The organism is Caulobacter mirabilis, from assembly GCF_002749615.1.
Taxonomy (GTDB): Bacteria; Pseudomonadota; Alphaproteobacteria; order Caulobacterales; family Caulobacteraceae; genus Caulobacter; species Caulobacter mirabilis.
The window spans coordinates 1,241,692-1,259,223 of sequence record NZ_CP024201.1 but is presented as its reverse complement, the minus strand read 5'-3'; the positions used below and the strand labels follow the sequence as shown (position 1 = coordinate 1,259,223).

16 protein-coding genes are annotated in these 17,532 nt (G+C 70.4%); 9 read left to right on the top strand and 7 right to left on the bottom strand.

The window, feature by feature from the left end; all coding sequences use genetic code 11:
* Positions 1 to 46 precede the first annotated feature (46 nt).
* Entirely contained in the window at positions 47 to 1,261 is a 1,215-nt protein-coding gene (locus CSW64_RS06095) for an NADP-dependent isocitrate dehydrogenase (RefSeq protein ID WP_099621270.1), read from the top strand.
* 177 nt (positions 1,262 to 1,438) lie between these two features.
* A complete protein-coding gene (locus CSW64_RS06090; protein WP_099621269.1) occupies positions 1,439 to 2,005 on the top strand; it encodes a DUF2939 domain-containing protein in 567 nt (188 codons plus the stop codon).
* 133 nt (positions 2,006 to 2,138) lie between these two features.
* Here CSW64_RS06090 and CSW64_RS06085 read toward each other — a convergent pair whose 3' ends face one another.
* Entirely contained in the window at positions 2,139 to 4,256 is a 2,118-nt protein-coding gene (locus CSW64_RS06085) for a winged helix-turn-helix domain-containing protein (RefSeq protein WP_150131345.1), read from the bottom strand.
* A 159-nt stretch (positions 4,257 to 4,415) separates the two neighbouring features.
* Here CSW64_RS06085 and CSW64_RS06080 point away from each other — a divergent pair, with 159 nt between their 5' ends.
* The 3 genes from CSW64_RS06080 (at position 4,416) to CSW64_RS06070 (ending at position 7,226) form a co-directional block, all read left to right on the top strand.
* The gene (locus tag CSW64_RS06080) at positions 4,416 to 6,278 is read left to right on the top strand and encodes a TonB-dependent receptor (protein ID WP_150131344.1); all 1,863 of its coding nucleotides are present in this window, start codon (positions 4,416 to 4,418) and stop codon (positions 6,276 to 6,278) included.
* 70 nt (positions 6,279 to 6,348) lie between these two features.
* The gene (locus tag CSW64_RS06075) at positions 6,349 to 6,756 is read left to right on the top strand and encodes a VOC family protein (RefSeq protein ID WP_099621266.1); all 408 of its coding nucleotides are present in this window, start codon (positions 6,349 to 6,351) and stop codon (positions 6,754 to 6,756) included.
* A 65-nt stretch (positions 6,757 to 6,821) separates the two neighbouring features.
* On the top strand, positions 6,822 to 7,226 hold the full coding sequence (locus CSW64_RS06070; RefSeq protein WP_245863845.1) for a VOC family protein: 405 nt from the start codon (positions 6,822 to 6,824) through the stop codon (positions 7,224 to 7,226).
* Positions 7,227 to 7,885: 659 nt separating this feature from the next.
* Here the strand turns inward: CSW64_RS06070 and CSW64_RS06065 are convergent.
* Both CSW64_RS06065 and CSW64_RS06060 read right to left on the bottom strand, forming a co-directional pair.
* Positions 7,886 to 8,929: an aspartate-semialdehyde dehydrogenase gene (locus CSW64_RS06065; RefSeq protein WP_099621265.1), complete on the bottom strand. Its 1,044-nt coding sequence runs from the start codon at positions 8,927 to 8,929 to the stop codon at positions 7,886 to 7,888.
* Between the two features lie 241 nt (positions 8,930 to 9,170).
* Positions 9,171 to 9,917 carry an SDR family oxidoreductase gene (locus CSW64_RS06060; RefSeq protein WP_099621264.1) on the bottom strand — a complete coding sequence of 249 codons (747 nt, stop codon included), beginning with the start codon at positions 9,915 to 9,917 and terminating at the stop codon, positions 9,171 to 9,173.
* 95 nt (positions 9,918 to 10,012) lie between these two features.
* On the opposite strand from CSW64_RS06060, the gene CSW64_RS06055 reads away from it, so the two are divergent.
* The 3 genes from CSW64_RS06055 to CSW64_RS06045 all read left to right on the top strand — a co-directional run bounded on the left by CSW64_RS06055 (position 10,013) and on the right by CSW64_RS06045 (position 12,289).
* Positions 10,013 to 10,924: an AraC family transcriptional regulator gene (locus CSW64_RS06055; protein WP_099621263.1), complete on the top strand. Its 912-nt coding sequence runs from the start codon at positions 10,013 to 10,015 to the stop codon at positions 10,922 to 10,924.
* 54 nt (positions 10,925 to 10,978) lie between these two features.
* Positions 10,979 to 11,515, top strand: a complete 537-nt coding sequence (locus CSW64_RS06050) for a hypothetical protein (RefSeq protein ID WP_099621262.1) — start codon at positions 10,979 to 10,981, stop codon at positions 11,513 to 11,515.
* 96 nt (positions 11,516 to 11,611) lie between these two features.
* The gene (locus CSW64_RS06045) at positions 11,612 to 12,289 is read left to right on the top strand and encodes a class I SAM-dependent methyltransferase (RefSeq protein ID WP_099621261.1); all 678 of its coding nucleotides are present in this window, start codon (positions 11,612 to 11,614) and stop codon (positions 12,287 to 12,289) included.
* Positions 12,290 to 12,302: 13 nt separating this feature from the next.
* Here the strand turns inward: CSW64_RS06045 and arsC are convergent, their stop codons facing one another.
* The 3 genes from arsC to CSW64_RS06030 are packed head-to-tail and all read right to left on the bottom strand — an operon-like array spanning position 12,303 to position 13,756.
* Positions 12,303 to 12,716: an arsenate reductase (glutaredoxin) gene (gene arsC, locus CSW64_RS06040; RefSeq protein ID WP_099621260.1), complete on the bottom strand. Its 414-nt coding sequence runs from the start codon at positions 12,714 to 12,716 to the stop codon at positions 12,303 to 12,305.
* Positions 12,713 to 13,387: an aquaporin gene (locus CSW64_RS06035; RefSeq protein WP_099621259.1), complete on the bottom strand. Its 675-nt coding sequence runs from the start codon at positions 13,385 to 13,387 to the stop codon at positions 12,713 to 12,715. The genes arsC and CSW64_RS06035 overlap by 4 nt, the downstream gene beginning before the upstream one ends.
* A 12-nt stretch (positions 13,388 to 13,399) precedes the next feature.
* On the bottom strand, positions 13,400 to 13,756 hold the full coding sequence (locus CSW64_RS06030) for an ArsR/SmtB family transcription factor (RefSeq protein ID WP_099621258.1): 357 nt from the start codon (positions 13,754 to 13,756) through the stop codon (positions 13,400 to 13,402).
* 55 nt (positions 13,757 to 13,811) lie between these two features.
* On the opposite strand from CSW64_RS06030, the gene arsH reads away from it, so the two are divergent.
* Positions 13,812 to 14,543, top strand: a complete 732-nt coding sequence (gene arsH / locus CSW64_RS06025) for an arsenical resistance protein ArsH (protein ID WP_099621257.1) — start codon at positions 13,812 to 13,814, stop codon at positions 14,541 to 14,543.
* 201 nt (positions 14,544 to 14,744) lie between these two features.
* Here arsH and alaS read toward each other — a convergent pair whose 3' ends face one another.
* Positions 14,745 to 17,387, bottom strand: a complete 2,643-nt coding sequence (gene alaS / locus CSW64_RS06020) for an alanine--tRNA ligase (protein ID WP_099621256.1) — start codon at positions 17,385 to 17,387, stop codon at positions 14,745 to 14,747.
* Between the last annotated feature and the right edge of the window lie 145 nt (positions 17,388 to 17,532).

Sequence of the window (17,532 nt, the reverse complement as noted above, 5' to 3'; positions counted from 1 at the left end):
GTGCGCCGTACGGTCCCGACCGCGCCTAATCGGAGACATTCGCCCAATGGCCAAGATCAAGGTCGCCAATCCCGTCGTCGACATGGACGGCGACGAGATGACCCGCATCATCTGGAAGCTCATCAAGGACAAGCTGATCTTCCCGTACCTCGACCTCGAGCTGGACTACTACGACCTCTCGGTCGAGAACCGCGACGCGACCAACGACCAGGTCACCATCGACGCCGCCAACGCGACCAAGAAGCACGGCGTCGCCGTGAAGTGCGCGACCATCACGCCGGATGAAGCCCGCGTGGAGGAGTTCGGCCTCAAGAAGATGTGGAAGTCGCCCAACGGCACGATCCGCAACATCCTGGGCGGCGTGATCTTCCGCGAGCCGATCATCTGCCAGAACGTCCCGCGCCTGGTGCCCGGCTGGACCCAGCCGATCATCGTCGGCCGTCACGCCTTCGGCGACCAGTACCGCGCCACCGACTTCCGCTTCCCCGGCAAGGGGACCCTGACGATCAAGTTCGTCGGCGAAGACGGCGAGACCATCGAGCACGAGGTCTTCCAGTCCCCGAGCGCCGGCGTCGCCATGGCGATGTACAACCTCGACGACTCGATCCGCGAGTTCGCCCACGCCTCGTTCGCCTACGGCCTGAACCGCAAGTACCCGGTCTATCTGTCGACCAAGAACACCATCCTCAAGGCCTATGACGGGCGCTTCAAGGACATCTTCCAGGAAGTGTTCGACGAGCACTACAAGGCCAAGTTCGCCGAGTTCGGCGGCACCTACGAGCACCGCCTGATCGACGACATGGTCGCCTCGGCGCTGAAGTGGTCGGGCGGCTACGTCTGGGCCTGCAAGAACTACGACGGCGACGTGCAGTCGGACATCGTCGCCCAGGGCTTCGGCTCGCTGGGCCTGATGACCTCGGTGCTGATGACCCCGGACGGCAAGACGGTGGAAGCCGAAGCCGCCCACGGCACCGTCACCCGCCACTACCGCCAGCACCAGAAGGGCGAGTCGACCTCGACCAACTCGATCGCCTCGATCTTCGCCTGGACCCGCGGCCTGGCGCACCGCGCCAAGCTCGACGACAACGCCGAGCTGGCCAAGTTCGCCGCCACCCTGGAGAAGGTCTGCATCGACACCGTCGAGAGCGGCTTCATGACCAAGGATCTGGCGCTGCTGGTCGGCGACAAGCAGGGCTGGCTGACCACCGAGGGCTTCCTCGACAAGATCGACGAGAACCTCAAGAAGGCGATGGCGGCCTAAGCTGTCGGGGACATGTACTTCAGTACGTGTCCCCCTCACTGCCACAGACGATCAGGGGACACGCACCGCTGCGCGGAACGTGTCCCCTTTTTGTTGGGCTCCCTCTCGGCGCGAGGCCCCTTGCCTTCGAAGCGCGCCTTTGCGCTGATGCGCCGACAGCGTTAACGGCGGGGCGTTATGCGGTTAGACCTCTTCAAGATCTTCGTGGTGAGCGTGCTCGCCTTCGCGCTGGCGTTCGCGAGCGCGCCCTGGTTCGCGTTCCGGGCCCTGCGCGCGGCGACGACGGCCGAGGACGTGGCGGCGGTGGCCCAGCTCGTCGACTTCCCGGCGGTGCGCAAGAGCCTGACCGGCCAGCTGGTCCCGATCGCCCCCGCCGCCTCGCCCGAACCGCCGTCGATCTGGCAGGACCCGATCGGCGCCTTCAAGAAGGCCATCGAGCCGATCGCCCCGCCCGAGCCCAAGGCCGACCGCTACCTGACGCTGAAGGGCCTGGCGGCGCTGAGTCAGGGCTACGCGCCCGGCAAGGCCCCGCCGCCGCCGCCGCCGGCCTCGGGCTTCCCGGGCCAGCTGAAACAGGCCCTCGGCGGCCTGCCGCCGCTGTTCTCCTACTGGGATCCGGACCGGGCCCGGATCACCGTCCGCCGTCCGGGCGAGCCGTCGAAGATCACGGTCTTCACCTTCGAGCGGCGGGCGCTGTTCACCTGGAAGCTGTCGCACATCCAGCTGCCGGCCGACGAGCGGTAGGCATTCCATATCCGACCGCCCCGGCGAAGGCCGGGATCCAGCTCGTAGAACTCCGAGCCGGCGCGAACTCACTCGGCGCCGAGGCTGAACCTGGGTCCCGGCCTTCGCCGGGATGATCGGATATGCCGGAAGCTCAGCTGGTCAGCTCGATCAGCCCGAGGTCGATCTGCTCGTCGAGGTCGCGGATGAAGATCAGCGACCCGTCCGGCGCCAGGCTGAGATCCCCCCAGGTGAAGGGCAGCTCGGTCACCTTGCGGGCCGGTCCCGTCCAGGGGTGCAGCCACGCGGTCGGCGGCGTCTGGGAATCCCGGCGGGCGCGCAGGACGTAGACGCCGTCCGCGGTCGGCGCCCAGCTGTCGTCCGTCCCCAGGCGCACCGGCGCTTCCGGCTCGGCGCCGCCGAGCACCGCCCGGACCACGCCGTCGCCGCGCACGCCGTAGAGGCGCCCGTCCGGTCCGCCCTTCACCTCCCGCCAACCGGCGCCGCCGGGCACGGCCCGCGCCCGCGCGCCCGGGGCCAGCGGCAGCTCCATGAGCCGATAGCCGCCCGCGTCATGCAGAACGTAGCGCAGACGGTCGCCGGCGGGCGCGTAGACCGGGCTGAGCTTGTCGGCGCCGTCGTCGGTCAAGGCGCGCAGACGGGAGCCGTCGCGACCCACGCTGTAGATTTCCGATCGCCGCCCCTTCACCGAGACGAAGGCGATGTCGCGGCCGTCCGGAGACCACGAGGGCGCCGAAACGTAGCTGCCGACCAGCGAGGTCAGCTGGACCGCGCGACCGTCGGGATTGACGATCCAGACCTCGGACGCGCCGCTGCGGTCGGAGATGTAGGCCACCGTCCCGTCCCGCCAGGCCGTCGGGTCCCAGTCGTCGCTGTTGGAGCTGCTGGTCACCGCGCTGACGGTCCCGTCCGGCGCGCGCCGGGCCAGGTTCGAGCTGCCGCTCGGCGCCTCGACCGCCAGCCGGTTGCCGCTGTCGGCCCCCATGCGGCTGAAACTGACGTTGCCGAGGCCCAGGCTGACGCGTCGGGGCGGGCCGCTGCGGCGGGTGTCCACGGTCCACAGGCCGAAGGCCCCGCCGCGGTTCGTTGAGTAGAAGACATGCCGGCTGTCGGCCGACCAGACGTAGCCGACCGCCTTCCAGCCGTCGGTGGTCAAGGCCCGCTCCCGCCCGGTCCGGACGTCCTTGAGGAACAGGTCGTCGGCGCCGTGCATCAGGCCGCGGCGAAACACGATGCTGCGCCCGTCGGGCGAGACCACCGGATCGCTGTCGCCCAGCGTCTCGGCGGTGGGGGCAGTCAGGTCGCGGCCCACGCCCGTCCGGATGTCGATCGCCCGTACGCGGCGGATGGCGGACGGCGTCGGACGGTCGGAAATGACCAGGGTCTCGTCGTCCAGCCAGCTGACCTTGGTGTAGGTCGCCGCCTGGCAGCGGCCGACGACACGCTCCGGCCCCAGCGGCATCGGCACCACGACCAGGCTGCAGGGGCCCGACCAGCCCGCGCGGACGAAGGCCACCCGGTCGCCGCGCGGCGACCAGGCCGGACTGTGGTTGTCGCCGGAATCGCGGGTCAGCCGCACGGGCGTCGCGCCCGGCCCGACGCCGCGCAGGTACAGGTCCCGCGTCTGTGAGCTGTCGTAGCGCTGCGCATAGACCAGCTGGTCGCCCCGGGGCGACAGGGCCGGATGGGTCTCCAGGCCGCGTTCGCTGGTGATCGGCCGATAGCTGGCGGCGGTCCAGGTCACCGGCTTGGGCGCGGTCCACCACCAGGCCGCGCCGCCGATCACGGCCACGGCCGCCACGGCGGCGGCGGCCATCGGCCACAGGCGACGCGGCGCGGGATCGACCTCGTCGGCCGCCGCCGCGGTCGTCGCGCCGGCCCCGCCCAGGGGATGGACGTGCAGATCGGCGCTGGCCTGCAGCCGGTAGCCGACGGTCGGAATGGTGTCGATGCGGATGCGGGGATTGTCCGCCAGGGCCTTGCGCAGCTGCGCCGTGCAACGATTGAGCGCGCCTTCGGTGACAATCCGGCCGCCCCAGCAGAGCTCGATCAGTTCGTCGCGGCTCACCGGCTCGCCGCGCGACCGCGCCAAGGCGACTAGGACCTTCATCACCCTGGGCTCGAGCGCGGCGACCCGGCCGTCGTGCTCGACCTCCAGCGCCGCCGGCCGCACCTGGGTTCCGGCCAGGCCGAACGGGGCCTCCCGGGCCAGGATCAGCTCGCGGTTCTCTGCGGCCAGGTGTTCGGTCATCGCCAAACCATCACGAATAAATCACGCCCACAGCCACGCCGTCCCCGGCGGCAATCTCCATCAAACACCGGTTCCTGAACAGCCAGTTCAACCGGGATTACAACAATGCAACGTTTCGCCGCAGCCGTCTCCGCCCTCACCGCGTCGATGGCAGCATCGATGGCCGCCGGGTCCGCCCTGGCGCAGGACAACGCCGTCCGCGCCGCCGCCGACGCCTTCGGGGAGCGCGCCGGCATCGAGCAGCTGGGCCTCTACAGCGAGGGCCAGGTGCGCGGCTTCGACCTGCAGAACAGCGGCGCCTACCGCATCGACGACGCCTATTTCGTCCGCGCCTCGCCGTTGAACGATCCGGTGCTGGCCGGCGTCAGCGTGCGAGTCGGGGTCAACGCCGCCCGCCTGCCCTACCCGGCCCCGTCGGGCGTGGTGAACTACCGCCTGCGGACGCCCTCGGAACGCAACCAGCTGTCGCTCGGCTTCGGCATGCGCGACTACGAGACCCCCACGTTCGAGGCGAACGGCTCGTGGCGCGCCGAGGACGACCGGCTGTCGCTGGCCGGCGGACTGGTGGTGCGGCCGACGGTCCGCTGGCCCGCCGGATCGGAGGGCGAAGCGGTCGACCTCGGCCTGGTCGGCCGGTTCCGGCTCGGCGAGAGCCAGCGCCTGACCGCCTTCGCCACGGTCTATGAGCGCGGCTACGACGGCGACTACGGGCTCAAGGCCGTCGGGACCATTCTGCCGCCGAGCGTCCAACCGCTTCGCCACTATGCCGCGCGTGGGTCCAGGGTGGAGGCGACCAGCTTCAACACGGGCCTGCTCTACAACCTCGCGCTCGGAGGCTGGACCGTCGACGCCTCGGCCTTCCGCTCGATCTGGGACGCCCGCGAGTCCGACTTCACCCTGCTCAAGGTCGACGGCGCCGGAAACGTCTCGGCCTCGGCCATGCTCGCCCCGCGCAAGACCAACATCTCCGACTCCGGCGAGCTGCGCCTCTCGCGCGTCTTCGCCCGCGGCGCGTTCAACCATCTGGTCAGCGCCTCCCTGCGGATGCGGCGCAGCACCGTGGACCTGACGTCCACCCATGCCGTCGCCCTGCCCGACTTCACCCTGGCCGGACCGACGCCCGTGAAGCCCGATGTCGCCTGGCGCGGGACGCGAGGCGAGGATCGCGTGGATCAGACCACGGCCAGCCTGGGCTACGGCCTGTCCTGGAACGACAGGTTGCAGCTGCGTCTCGGCGTCCATCGCACCCGCTACGAGAAGACCGTCGAGAGCGTCGCCGGCCCGGTGACGCGCGGCCAGGACGAGACCACCCTCTACAACGCCTCGGTCATCTGGAGCCCGACGCCGCGCACCAGCCTGTTCGCCAGCTGGGTGACCGGCCTGGAGGAGACCGGCTCGGCGCCGCAGTCGGCGACCAACGCCTTCGAGGTGCTGGCGCCGGTCGAGGCCGAACAGCGCGAGCTGGGCGTGCGCCAATCGCTCGGCGATCTGACGCTGATCGCCGCCCTGTTCGAGGTCAGCAAGCCGACCACGGGCTTTCGCGCCGACGGCTCGTTCGGCCTGGTCGGCGAAGTCGCTCACCGCGGCGTCGAGGCCTCGCTGGCCGGATCGCTGGGCGAGAAGACCAGCGTCGTGCTGGGCGGCGTCGCCTTCGAGGCCGAGGTCAGCGGGGAACTCGTCGACGCCGGCGTGGTCGGGGCGGAGGCGGCCGGGATCAGCACGGTGGTTCTGAACGGCAACATCGAACGCCAGCTCGGCGCAGGCTGGTCGCTCGACGCCCAGGTCACCTACAACAACGAGCGCTGGGTCGACAGCGCCAACACCCTTCGCGCCCCGGCCCAGACCACCCTGAACATCGGCGCCCGCCGGCGCTTCGAGCTGGGCGGCCGACCCGCCCAGTTCCGCGTGCTGGCCTCCAACGTGACCGACGAGGCCGGCTATTGGGGCAGTCCGAACGGCCTGATCTGGCCGATCGCCCCCCGCACGATCCGGGCCTCCCTGACGATCACGTTCGGAGGATAATGTTCTTGATTTGTTCGATTCGCGCGCCTAGCGTCCGGAGCCTAGGGAGATGAGCAGGAGGGAGCGGACCATGCCCGCGACGATCACCTATCTGACGCTCGGCGCCGGCGACCTGGCGGCGGCGAAGACCTTCTACGACGCGGTCATGCCGGTGCTCGGCTGGTCGCGGTTCAACGAGTTTCCAGGCTTCGTCGCCTATGGTCCGGACGGCGTCGGCGACGGCCAGACGCTCTGGCTGTGCAACCCGTTCGACGGTCAGGCGGCCAGCGCCGGCAACGGCGCCATGCTGGCCTTCGGCGCTGAGAACCGGGCGCAGGTCGACGCCTTCCACGCCGCGGCCCTGGCCGCGGGGGCGGTCTGCGAAGGCCCTCCGGGTCCGCGTCCGCACTACACCCCGACCTGGTATGCGGCCTATCTGCGCGACCCGACCGGCAACAAGCTGGCCATCGTTCACGATCGACCAGAAGACGACGCCTGACGAGACTCCGGAATCGGGAGAGACGGGTGGGTCGGAACGGATCCGGCGTCACAGGAGACCTGCTCATGAGCGCCGCCAAGTCCGTGGTCAGCTACATCACCATCGGGACCGACGATCTGCCGACGGCCATGGCCTTCTACGACGCCGCGCTGGGGGCGCTGGGGCACGTTCGGCTGTGGGTTCACGGGACCTGGGCGGCCTATGGCCCCGAGGGCGACGACCACGGCGTGATCCTGCTTTGCGCCCCCTACAACGGCGAGCCGGCCCGGGCGGGCAACGGCATCATGATCGGGCTGCACGCCGAGAGTCACGCGCAGGTCGACGCCTTCTACGCCGCGGCCATGGCCAACGGCGGGACCTGCGAAGGCCCCGCCGGTCCGCGCACCGACTATGGCGTGGGCCACTACCTCGCCTATGTCCGCGATCCGGTCGGCAACAAGCTGGCGGCCTTCTACCAGCCGCAGGCCTGAGCCGAAGCGGCGGGGCGGCGCGTCATCCCCACGCTCGTCGCGTGGACGGTGAGGTGTGGCGGGCAGATTGGCATGGCGACGCCGGCGTCCTCGGCCCCTCGCCGATAGGCGTCGCTGGGGCTTGTGTACCGAAGATGTGTTGTCTCCGCTTTCCGGTACGCCTGGCGACGGGGAAGGCGGCAAGGGTCGCCCCCCAACTCGATCCTCTCCCCTGGGAGAGGGGGACCATGCGAAGCATGGTGGAGAGGGCTGCCGTCAGGAGCGTTCGATCACCTGGGCGGAGTCTCTCTGCAAGGGGACCTCGCGGAGGCGAAGCCGATAGGCCTCACCCGCACTCGACCTCTCCCTTGGAACCCGGGGGCCCCTGTGAAGCACAGCGGAGAGGGCCGCCGTCAGGAACGCTTGCTCACCTGGGCAAACCGCCCCTGCCAATCACGCCGCGCCGCCCGTCCCGTTCGGCCGAGCGTCCCCCGCACCGCGATGGAGTTCACCGTCAAGGCGCCGCGACCAGCTCGCCGCCCTGGCCCCCGGATATCAGGTCGAAGCCTTCACCGGCCTTTGGGGACACGCCCCCCGCGGGAGCATGTCCCCATCCGACGCTGGGGACATGGACGCAGAGCGTACGTGTCCCCTCCGTCCTTCAGGTGGATTGCGCGGCCCTAGGCCGTCAGCGCCTCGGCGATCTGGATCGCATTGAGCGCCGCGCCCTTGCGCAGGTTGTCGCTGCTGACGAACAGGACCAGGCCGTGGGCGACCGTCGGATCCGGCCGAACCCGCCCCACCAGCACCGGATCCCGACCGGCGGCGGCCAGAGGGTTGGGAACGTCGGTCAGCTCAACGCCCGGCGCGTTCGCCAGCAGCCCCTCAGCCTCCTCGACCGAGATCGGCCGCTCGAACTCGGCGTTGATCGACAGCGAGTGACCCGTGAACACCGGCACCCGGACACAGGTCGCCGAGACGGGCAGGTCGGGGATCTCCAGGATCTTGCGGGTCTCGTCGCGCAGCTTGAGTTCTTCCTCGGTGTAGCCGTCCTCGACCAGCCGGTAGTTCAGCGGCACGGCGTTGTAGGCCAGCGGCGCCGCCCACTTGGCCGGCGGCGGGAAGGCCACCGCCTCGCCGTCGCGCGCCAGGGCTTCGGCCGCGCCGCCCTCGCCCGCCGCCAGCTGATCGGCCAGCTCGCGAATGCCGGCCACGCCGCCCCCCGACGCCGCCTGGTAGGTGCTGACCACCAGCCGCTTCAGGCCGGCGGCCGCATGCAGCGGCTTCAGCACCGGCATGGCCGCCATGGTCGTGCAGTTGGGGTTGGCGACGATCCCCTTGGGGATCGAGGCCAGGGCGTGGGCGTTGGCTTCCGGCACGACCAGCGGCGCCGCGGGGTCGGCGCGCCAGGCCGAGGAGTTGTCGATGACGATCGCGCCCGTCGCCGCGACGCGCGGCGCCAGGGCCAGCGCCGTCGACCCGCCGGCCGAGAAGAACACCAGGTCGAGACCCGCGTAGTCCGCCTGGTCGGCGTCCTCGACCACGACCTCGCCGCCGCGCCAGGGCAGACGCGTCCCGGCCGATCGGGCCGAGGCGAACAGGCGCAGCGAAGCGACGGGGAAGCCGCGCTCGGCCAACAGCTCGCGCATCATGCCGCCGACCAGGCCGGTGGCGCCGACGATGCCGACATGCGCGGGGTTCGAAGGGGAAAATCTGGGGTTCATGACGTGCGTCTCCTCATGGATGCGGACGCGCGGTGAACAGCCGATGTCGTTTGAGGAGGCCGCCCCGCGCATCGGCGGGGCTTTGGTCCGGATGCTCGCGTCAGACCGCGCACGCACCCGCCAACGCCCCGCCGCGGCGGGTCGTTTTGCAGGTAATCGCTTTGGTCATGCTCAAGGCCATCGCCGGCGCTTCTAGCCGCGCCGGCGTCGCCCGTAAAGCGGAGACAGGCCGCGCGCCGGATCAGGCGGCGGACGCCTGGGCCGCCAGCGCCAAGGCGTCGGGGCCGGCCGGATAGCGCAGCCGCGCGGAAGCGTCATTGACCGCCCGCCAGACCGTCTCGGCGACGTCCTCGGCGGTGGTGATCAGGCCCGGCTGGGCGAAGGCCGACAGGATCGGCTCGGCGAACGGCCGGTAGGCCGGGGGGATCATGTCGTCGAGGCTGACGTCGCTGTTCTGGGTGAAGCGGGTGCCGGGACCATAGCCCGGCTCGACCAGCTTGGCGCGCACGCCGAACGCCGCCAGTTCCAGCGCCAGCGAGCCGGTGAAGCCCTGGATGGCCGTCTTGCTGCCCGTATAGACCGAGGCCAGCGGCATCGCGGCCAGGGTGACACTGGAGGTCACGTTGACGATCACCCCCGAGCCCCGCCGGCGGAACTGCGGGACGACGGCCTGGCACATGGCGATCACCCCGAAGGTGTTGGTCTCGAAGACCTGGCGGGTCTTGGCCATGGTCGTGGCCTCCAGGGCCCCGATCACCCCGATGCCGGCGTTGTTGACCAGGGCGTCTATCGGCCCGGCGGCCGCGATGGCGGCGGCGATGCTCTCAGGGCGCGTCACGTCCAGCGCCAGCTGGCGCACCGACGCCGGCAGCAGGTCCGGCTGCGGGCGGCGCAGGGTGGCGATGACGTTCCAGCCTTCGGCATGGAAATGGCGGGCGGTCTCCAGGCCGTAGCCCGACGAGCAGCCGGTGATCAGAACGGTCTTCATGGCGAGGTCCTTTCGTCTCGATGATCAGACGATAGGCGACGAATTCCGGACGATATACGATTTGAAGTCCGCATTTCTTTTGCAATAGTCCGAATATGATCGACCCCCTCTCCGACGTCATCGCCCTGCTCCGTCCGCGCACGGTGTTCACCAAAGGCATCAGCGGCGCCGGCCGCTGGGCCGTGCGCTATACCGACTTCGGCCAGCCCAGCTTCTGCACCGTCCTGGACGGCGCCTGCCGCCTGACCGTCGAGGGGCAGGCCCAGGTCGTGCTCGAAGCGGGCGACTTCGTGCTGCTGCCGGCCACGCCCGGGTTCGTAATGTCGAGCCTGGAACCGGGCGCCGCGAGGCTGATCGACCCCAGGACCACGCCGGCCCCGACCGACGAGGTCCGGCACGGAGATCCCGACGGCCCCGCCAACGCCCGGCTGCTGGGCGGCTACTTCGTCTTCGACTCCCCGGACGCGGACCTGCTGGTCTCCCTGCTGCCGCCCCTGGTCCATATGCGCGGCGCGGAGCGGCTGTCGATCCTGGTCCGGCTGGTCGGCGAGGAAGCGGCGGACCAGCGCCCCGGCCGCGACCTGATCCTCTCGCGCCTGATCGAGGTGCTGATGGTCGAGGCCCTCCGCGCGGCCCAGCACGACGACGCCCCGCCGGGCCTGTTGCGCGGTCTCGGCGACCCCCGCCTGGCGACGGCCCTGCGCCGGATGCACGACTCGCCCGCCCGTCCCTGGACCGTGGTGCAGCTGGCCGCCGAGGCCGCCCTGTCGCGCTCGACCTTCTTCGAGCGCTTCACCCGCGTCGTCGGAACCTCGCCGATGGACTATCTGCTCGGCTGGCGGATGGCCCTGGCCAAGGACCTGATCCGCGGCGGCAAGGTCGCCCTGGCCGAGGTCGCCGAACGCGTCGGCTACAGCTCGCCCGCCACCTTCAGCACCGCCTTCAGCCGCTTCGTCGGCCAGCCGCCGGGCCGCTACGGCCGGAGCTTCGCCGCGGCGGGCGTTTGACGCCGCCGGGTGACCTCGGCCAGATGTGGGCCGGACCATCGGGGGATCAGGACCATGCTTTCACGACCCGTCGGCGCGCTCGCCGCCGCCCTGTCGATCGTCGCCTCACCGACGTTCGCCGCCGGGGCCGGGACGTCGCCGTCGACCCAGCAGGCGATCAGCGACGCTGTCGGCATCCTCTGTGTTCCGGTGCTGATCGGCGCCAAACTGCCGGCCCGGGATCTCGTCGAGCAGTCGGGCTTCCAGGTGGTTACGGAAACAGGAACCGACGGAGCCGAGCGCCCAGCCTATGAACGTCGGACCGCCGAGGGCGGCCGGATAAGGGTCAACGCCCAGGATGGCATGCCGTTCTGTATGGTGTCGGTGTACGGGTCCGTCGAAGCCGTTGAAACGTATCGCGCCGCCCTGGGCGAGCAACGCTGGCGGCAGGTCGCGCCGCCCAAGCCCCTCTCCAAGGACCGGACCATGGAAACCTGGGCCGCCCGGCTCTCGGCAACGGACACGGTGGCCCAGGTGCTGGCCGTGAGTCCCCTCGACGCCCTGGATCCGACTAGTCCCGTGGTGGTGGGCGTTCTCAGGATGGGCCTCTAGGCGCTTCTGGCGCGAAACTGGCGCGACGATGGTTGCGCCGACCCTCATCACGTAACATTTTAAGTGGCGAGAAAGTTTCACGACCGGAGATCGCCGATGAACGCCCTGCTCGCCCACTTCTCCAACCCCGACGCCGTGGCCCGCTACGCCGAGGGGCCGCCACGCTTCGTGCCGGGCTTCGCCGACCTCCAGCGGATGGCGGCGCTGATGCTGGCCGAGCGGGCTCCGACGGACGCCCGAGTGCTGGTCCTGGGCGCCGGCGGCGGGCTGGAGATGAAGGTCTTCGCCGAAGCCCACCCGGGCTGGACCTTCGACGGCGTCGACCCGGCCGGCGAGATGCTGCGGCTGGCCGAGCGGACGTTGGGACCGTTGGCGTCCCGGGCCCGCCTGCACGAGGGCTATGTCGACGACGCGCCCGAGGGGCCGTTCGACGCCGCCGCCTGCCTGCTGACTCTCCACTTCCTCCCGGCCGACGAACGCCGGCGCACCCTGGTCGAGATCCGTCGCCGCCTGCGTCCCGGCGCGCCCTTCGTCATGGCCCACGCCAGCGCGCCGCGGGACGCACGCGAGGATTGGCTGGCGCGCTACGCCGCCTTCGCCGTCGCCTCGGGCGTCGACCCGGCCCAGGCCGAGGGCGCCCGCGCGGCCGTCGCCGCCCAGCTGCACATGCTCAGCCCGGAGGAGGACGAGGCGATCCTGCGGCATGCCGGCTTCCAGACGGTGACGCCCTTCTACGCCGCCTTCGCCTGGCGGGGCTGGGCCGCGTATGCGTGAGGCGGCGCCCGGCCTAGGGCGTCACCACCTCGCCGTCCTCCTTCGTGAAGCTGGCGGGCCTTCGCTCCAACAGGTCGAACACGACTTCCGACGGACGGCAGAGCTTCACGCCCTTCGGCGTCGCGACGATCGGCCGGTTCACCAGGATGGGATGGTCGAGCATCGCCACGAGAAGCCGCTCCTCGTCGACGCCTTCGGCGAGCAGCCCCAGCGTTTCGGCGGGCGAGCCTTTTTCGCGCAGGAGCTGGCGCAACGACAGGCCCGCCCTGCCGGCCAGATCGCGGAGCTGCTCGCCGGTCCATCCGGTCTGGAGATAGTCGACCACGGTCGGCGCGTAGCCGGCCGCCAGCACCATGGCGACCGTGTTGCGCGACGTTCCGCAGGCCGGATTGTGGAAGATAGTGATGGGTAAGTCGGCGTCGGTCATGATCCCTCCTCCGCCTTGAGAAGCCAACCGAAGACGCCCGCCGCCAGCAGCGCTCCGACGAGCTGGGCCAGGATGAAGGCCGGCGCGCTGGACGGCGCGATGCCGGCAAAGGTGTCGGACAGGCTGCGCGCGATCGTGGCGGCCGGGTTGGCGAAGGACGTCGAGGCCGTGAACCAGTAGGCGGCCACGATGTAGAGGCCGACCGCCGGCGCGACGCTCTCGGGCCGAAGGCGCCCTGCGCCGAGGATGACCGCGAGAAGACCGAAGGTCGCCACGACCTCGGAGAAGACCAGGGCTTCGCCGTCACGCAACCTGGCGGAGCTCTGCAGGATAGGCTCGCCGAACATGGCGTGCGCCGCCCAGACGCCCGCCGCCGCGCCGACGACCTGCGCGATCGGATAGGCCAACGCCGTTCGCCACGGCAGATCGCGCCGCAGCGCCGCGACCAGGGTCACCGCCGGATTGAAATGCGCGCCCGAGATCGGCCCGAGCACCCAGATGAGGACCACGAGCGCGGCGCCCGTCGCCAGGCTGTTGGCCAACAGGGCGAGCGCCGCGTTTCCGCCGGCGAGGCGCTCTCCCATGACGCCGGACCCGACGACGACGGCCAGCAGCAGGGCGCTTCCCAGGCCTTCGGCGGCGAGCCGTCGCGACAGGCTGAAGGCGCCCATGATCGGAGAGGATCAGACGACCACGCCGGGGCCGCAGCCGCCGGCGCGGGAGAGGATCGAGCCGAGCGGCGCGCAGACTTCCGGCGCGCCGTTGCAGCAGTCCTCCATGAGGAAGCCCAGCAGTCCGCTCATCGCGCCATAGTCGGCCGTGTAGATGATCGAGCGGCCCGCACGGCGGGACGTGACCAGGTTGGCGTGCGACAGGATGTTGAGATTGGCGGAGAGGCTGTTGGGCAGAACCTCCAGCGCCCGCGCGATCTCGCCGGCCGCCACGCCGTCCGGACCGGCCTTCACCAGCAGGCGGAAGATCGCCAGGCGCCCCTCGTGGCCGAGGGCTGAGAGCATGTTGACAGCGGCATTAGATTCCATATTTCCAATATACTGGAATTATAAGATAATTCAACGGCCATGCTTGGAGTCTCTCGTGACTGAGTTCCCCGCCCTCGCCCCGGAGTTCCTCGCCCAGATCGACCCACGACGGCTGGAAACCGTGCAGCCTTCGACGCATCCGCCGCGCATCCTGCTGCTGTACGGGTCGCTGCGGGAACGGTCGTTCAGCCGCCTGCTGGTCGAGGAAGCCGCACGCATTCTTCAGGCGCTGGGCTGCGAGACCCGGATCTTCGACCCGCGCGATCTGCCGCTCCCGGATGCGACGGGCCCGGATCATCCGAAGGTCCAGGAACTGCGGGCGCTGTCGCTGTGGTCCGAAGGCCAGGTCTGGTGCAGTCCGGAACGGCACGGCGCCATCACCGGCGTGATGAAGTCCCAGATCGACTGGATTCCGCTGGAGATCGGCAGCGTCCGTCCCACTCAGGGCAGGACCCTGGCCGTCATGCAGGTCAGCGGCGGCTCGCAGTCGTTCAACGCGGTCAACACCCTGCGCCTGCTGGGCCGTTGGATGCGGATGATCACCATCCCCAACCAGTCGTCCGTGCCGATGGCCTACCGGGAGTTCGACGAGACCGACCGGATGCGGCCCTCCGCCTACTACGACCGGGTCGTGGACGTGATGGAGGAGCTGGTGAAGCTCACCCTGCTGACCCGCGACCGGGCCGCCTATCTGGTCGACCGCTACAGCGAGCGGAAGGCCGACGGCCGCATTCCCGAACACGTCGCCCTCGCCGCCGAGGCGATGCGCCATGAGGCGGCGGGCTAGGGTTGGGGTCAGCCCTATTGCCGGTCATCCCGGCGAAGGCCGGGATCCAGATCATAGGGCGATGCTTCAGCGCATGGTCACCCATCGCCGAGCCTGAAGCTGGGTCCCGGCCTTCGCCGGGACGACCGGTATTCAGTTCGGATCCCGCGGTTTCAGCACCCGCCGCAGCCAGTCCCCCGCTCTTGCGAGGGGCCGCCCCGCCTACCCCGCCAGCGCGGCCTTGACCGCGGCGACGCCTTCGGCGGCCTTGCTGTCGTCAGGGGCGCCGCCCTGGGCGAAGTCCGGCTTGCCGCCGGCGCCCTGCCCGCCCATGGCGATCACGGCCGCCTTGGCCAGCTCGGCGGCGCTGAAGCGGCCGACCAGCTCCGGCGAGACGGCGACCGCCACCGCGGCCTTGCCTTCGTTGGTCCCGACCAGCGCCACCACGGCGGCCTGTTTGCGGAACTCCTCGATCAGGCCGCGCAGATCCTTGCCGCCGACGCCGTCCATGACCCGGCCGATGAAGGCCACGCCATTGACGTCCTCGGGGCCCGCCGCCGCGCCGCCGCCCCCGCCGAGCGCGAGCTGCTTCTTGGCCTCGGCCAGCTGCTTCTCGAGCGTGCGACGCTGGGCGTCGAGCGCCTCGACGCGGGCGGCCACCTCGGCCACCGGAACCTTGAAGCGATCGGCCAGATCCTTGGCGACGCCGGCCTGGTCGAGCAGGAAGCGGCGCGCCGCCTCGCCGGTCAGGGCCTCGATGCGGCGCACGCCGGCGGCGATGCCCTGTTCCGACACGATCTTGAACAGGGCGATGTCGCCGGTACGGCCCACGTGCGTGCCGCCGCACAGCTCGACCGAGTAAGCCTTGCCGGCCTCGGTCAGCGACTGGCCCAGCGTCAGGACGCGGACCTCGTCGCCGTACTTCTCGCCGAACAGCGCCACTGCGCCGGCTTCGATGGCGGCCTGCGGAGCCATCAGCTCGGTCTTGGCCGGGATATTCTGGCGGATCACCGCGTTGACCTCGGCCTCGATGGCCTCCAGCTCGGCGCCGGTCAGCGGGCCGCCGTGGCTGAAGTCGAAGCGCATGCGCTCGCCGTCGACCATCTGGCCCTTCTGCGCCACGTGCGCGCCCAGCACATGGTGCAGGGCCGCGTGGACCAGGTGGGCGGCGGAGTGGTTCGAGCGGGTGGTCAGGCGCAGGTCCGGGTTCACATGCAGGGCGGCGCGGTCGCCGACCTTCAGCGAACCGGCCAGGATCTCGACCGTATGGACGTGCAGATCACCGGCCTGTTTCTGGGTGTCGGTCACCTTGGCCGAGCCGCCGTCCCATTCGATGACGCCGGTGTCGCCCGCCTGGCCGCCGCTCTCAGCGTAGAAGGGGGTGACGTCGAACACCGCCTGGACGGTCTGGCCGGCCTCGGCCGCCTGCGCCTCGGCGCCGTCGGCCATCAGAGCGACCAAGGCGCCGGTCCCGTCGACATTGTCGTAGCCGATGAACTGCGTCGCGCCGACGCGGTCCCGCACCGGGAACCAGGCCGTGGCCGAAGCCGCCTGGCCGGAACCGGTCCAGTTGGCGCGCGCCATCTCGCGCTGCTTCTCCATCGCCGTATCGAACCCGTCGGTGTCGACGGTCAGGCCCTTGGCGCGCACCGCGTCCTGGGTCAGGTCGAGCGGGAAGCCGTAGGTGTCGTACAGCTTGAAGGCCACGTCGCCGGACAGCACGCCGCCGGCCGACAGGTTCGCGGTCGCCTCGTCGAGCAGGCCCATGCCGCGGCCCAGGGTGGTGCGGAACCGCTCCTCCTCCTGGCGCAGGGTTTCGACGATGACCGGCTGGGCGCGCTTCAGCTCCGGATAGGCGCCGCCCATCTCCTCGACCAGGGTCGGGACCAGGCGGTGCATCAGCGGCTCGGCTGCGCCCAGCAGATGGGCGTGACGCATGGCCCGGCGCATGATCCGGCGCAGGACGTAGCCGCGGCCTTCGTTGCTGGGGCCGACGCCGTCGGCGATCAGGAAGGACGAGGTGCGCAGGTGATCGGCGATGACCCGGTGGGACGGGGCGCGGTCGCCCTCCGCCTTGACGCCGGTCGCCGCTTCGCTGGCCGCGATCAGGGTGCGGAACAGGTCGACGTCGTAGTTGTCGTGCACGCCCTGCATCACCGCGGCGATCCGCTCCAGCCCCATGCCGGTGTCGATCGAGGGCTTGGGCAGGCTGGTGCGCGTGCCGTCCTGGTGCTGCTCGAACTGCATGAACACCAGGTTCCAGATCTCGATGAACCGGTCGCCGTCCTCGTCCGGGCTGCCCGGAGGGCCGCCGGCGATGCTCGGGCCGTGGTCGTAGAAGATCTCTGAACACGGGCCGCAGGGGCCGGTGTCGCCCATGGACCAGAAGTTGTCGTTGGTCGCGATGCGGATGATGCGGTCGTCGCCCAGGCCGGCGATCTTCTTCCACAGCGCCGCCGCTTCCTCGTCGGTGTGGTAGACGGTGACCAGCAGCTTGTCCTTGGGCAGGGCGAAGTCGCGGGTCAGCAGGGTCCAGGCGTGTTCGATCGCCTGTTCCTTGAAGTAGTCCCCGAAGCTGAAGTTGCCCAGCATCTCGAAGAAGGTGTGGTGGCGGGCGGTGTAGCCGACGTTGTCCAGGTCGTTGTGCTTGCCGCCGGCGCGGACGCACTTCTGCGAGGACGCCGCGCGCGGGGCGGGCGGGGTCTCGGCGCCGGTGAAGACGTTCTTGAACGGCACCATGCCGGCGTTGACGAACAGCAGGGTCGGATCGTTCTGCGGCACCAGCGGAGCCGACGGCGTCACGGCGTGGCCGTTGGAGCCGAAGTAGTCGAGGAACGCGCTGCGGATATCGTTGAGGCTCTTCATCGTCCGGTCGTCGCTGGGAGCCGGCGGAATCCCGGCCTGTTAAGAATTGTGAGGGGGTTCCATAGCCAAGCCCCGCTCCGGCCACAAAGGAATTCGCCGTCGCGGCCCGGTCAGGGGAGATCGGGGTGCGGCGGGGGCGATGCAA

What these genes read in the sequence shown, in the direction of transcription:
- CSW64_RS06095 (WP_099621270.1), top strand. Translation starts at nt 47, where the DNA reads ATGGCCAAGATCAAGGTCGCCAATCCCGTCGTCGACATGGACGGCGAC.
- CSW64_RS06090 (WP_099621269.1), top strand. Translation starts at nt 1,439, where the DNA reads ATGCGGTTAGACCTCTTCAAGATCTTCGTGGTGAGCGTGCTCGCCTTC.
- CSW64_RS06085 (WP_150131345.1), bottom strand. Translation starts at nt 4,256, where the DNA reads ATGACCGAACACCTGGCCGCAGAGAACCGCGAGCTGATCCTGGCCCGG.
- CSW64_RS06080 (WP_150131344.1), top strand. Translation starts at nt 4,416, where the DNA reads ATGGCCGCCGGGTCCGCCCTGGCGCAGGACAACGCCGTCCGCGCCGCC.
- CSW64_RS06075 (WP_099621266.1), top strand. Translation starts at nt 6,349, where the DNA reads ATGCCCGCGACGATCACCTATCTGACGCTCGGCGCCGGCGACCTGGCG.
- CSW64_RS06070 (WP_245863845.1), top strand. Translation starts at nt 6,822, where the DNA reads ATGAGCGCCGCCAAGTCCGTGGTCAGCTACATCACCATCGGGACCGAC.
- CSW64_RS06065 (WP_099621265.1), bottom strand. Translation starts at nt 8,929, where the DNA reads ATGAACCCCAGATTTTCCCCTTCGAACCCCGCGCATGTCGGCATCGTC.
- CSW64_RS06060 (WP_099621264.1), bottom strand. Translation starts at nt 9,917, where the DNA reads ATGAAGACCGTTCTGATCACCGGCTGCTCGTCGGGCTACGGCCTGGAG.
- CSW64_RS06055 (WP_099621263.1), top strand. Translation starts at nt 10,013, where the DNA reads ATGATCGACCCCCTCTCCGACGTCATCGCCCTGCTCCGTCCGCGCACG.
- CSW64_RS06050 (WP_099621262.1), top strand. Translation starts at nt 10,979, where the DNA reads ATGCTTTCACGACCCGTCGGCGCGCTCGCCGCCGCCCTGTCGATCGTC.
- CSW64_RS06045 (WP_099621261.1), top strand. Translation starts at nt 11,612, where the DNA reads ATGAACGCCCTGCTCGCCCACTTCTCCAACCCCGACGCCGTGGCCCGC.
- arsC (WP_099621260.1), bottom strand. Translation starts at nt 12,716, where the DNA reads ATGACCGACGCCGACTTACCCATCACTATCTTCCACAATCCGGCCTGC.
- CSW64_RS06035 (WP_099621259.1), bottom strand. Translation starts at nt 13,387, where the DNA reads ATGGGCGCCTTCAGCCTGTCGCGACGGCTCGCCGCCGAAGGCCTGGGA.
- CSW64_RS06030 (WP_099621258.1), bottom strand. Translation starts at nt 13,756, where the DNA reads ATGGAATCTAATGCCGCTGTCAACATGCTCTCAGCCCTCGGCCACGAG.
- alaS (WP_099621256.1), bottom strand. Translation starts at nt 17,387, where the DNA reads ATGAAGAGCCTCAACGATATCCGCAGCGCGTTCCTCGACTACTTCGGC.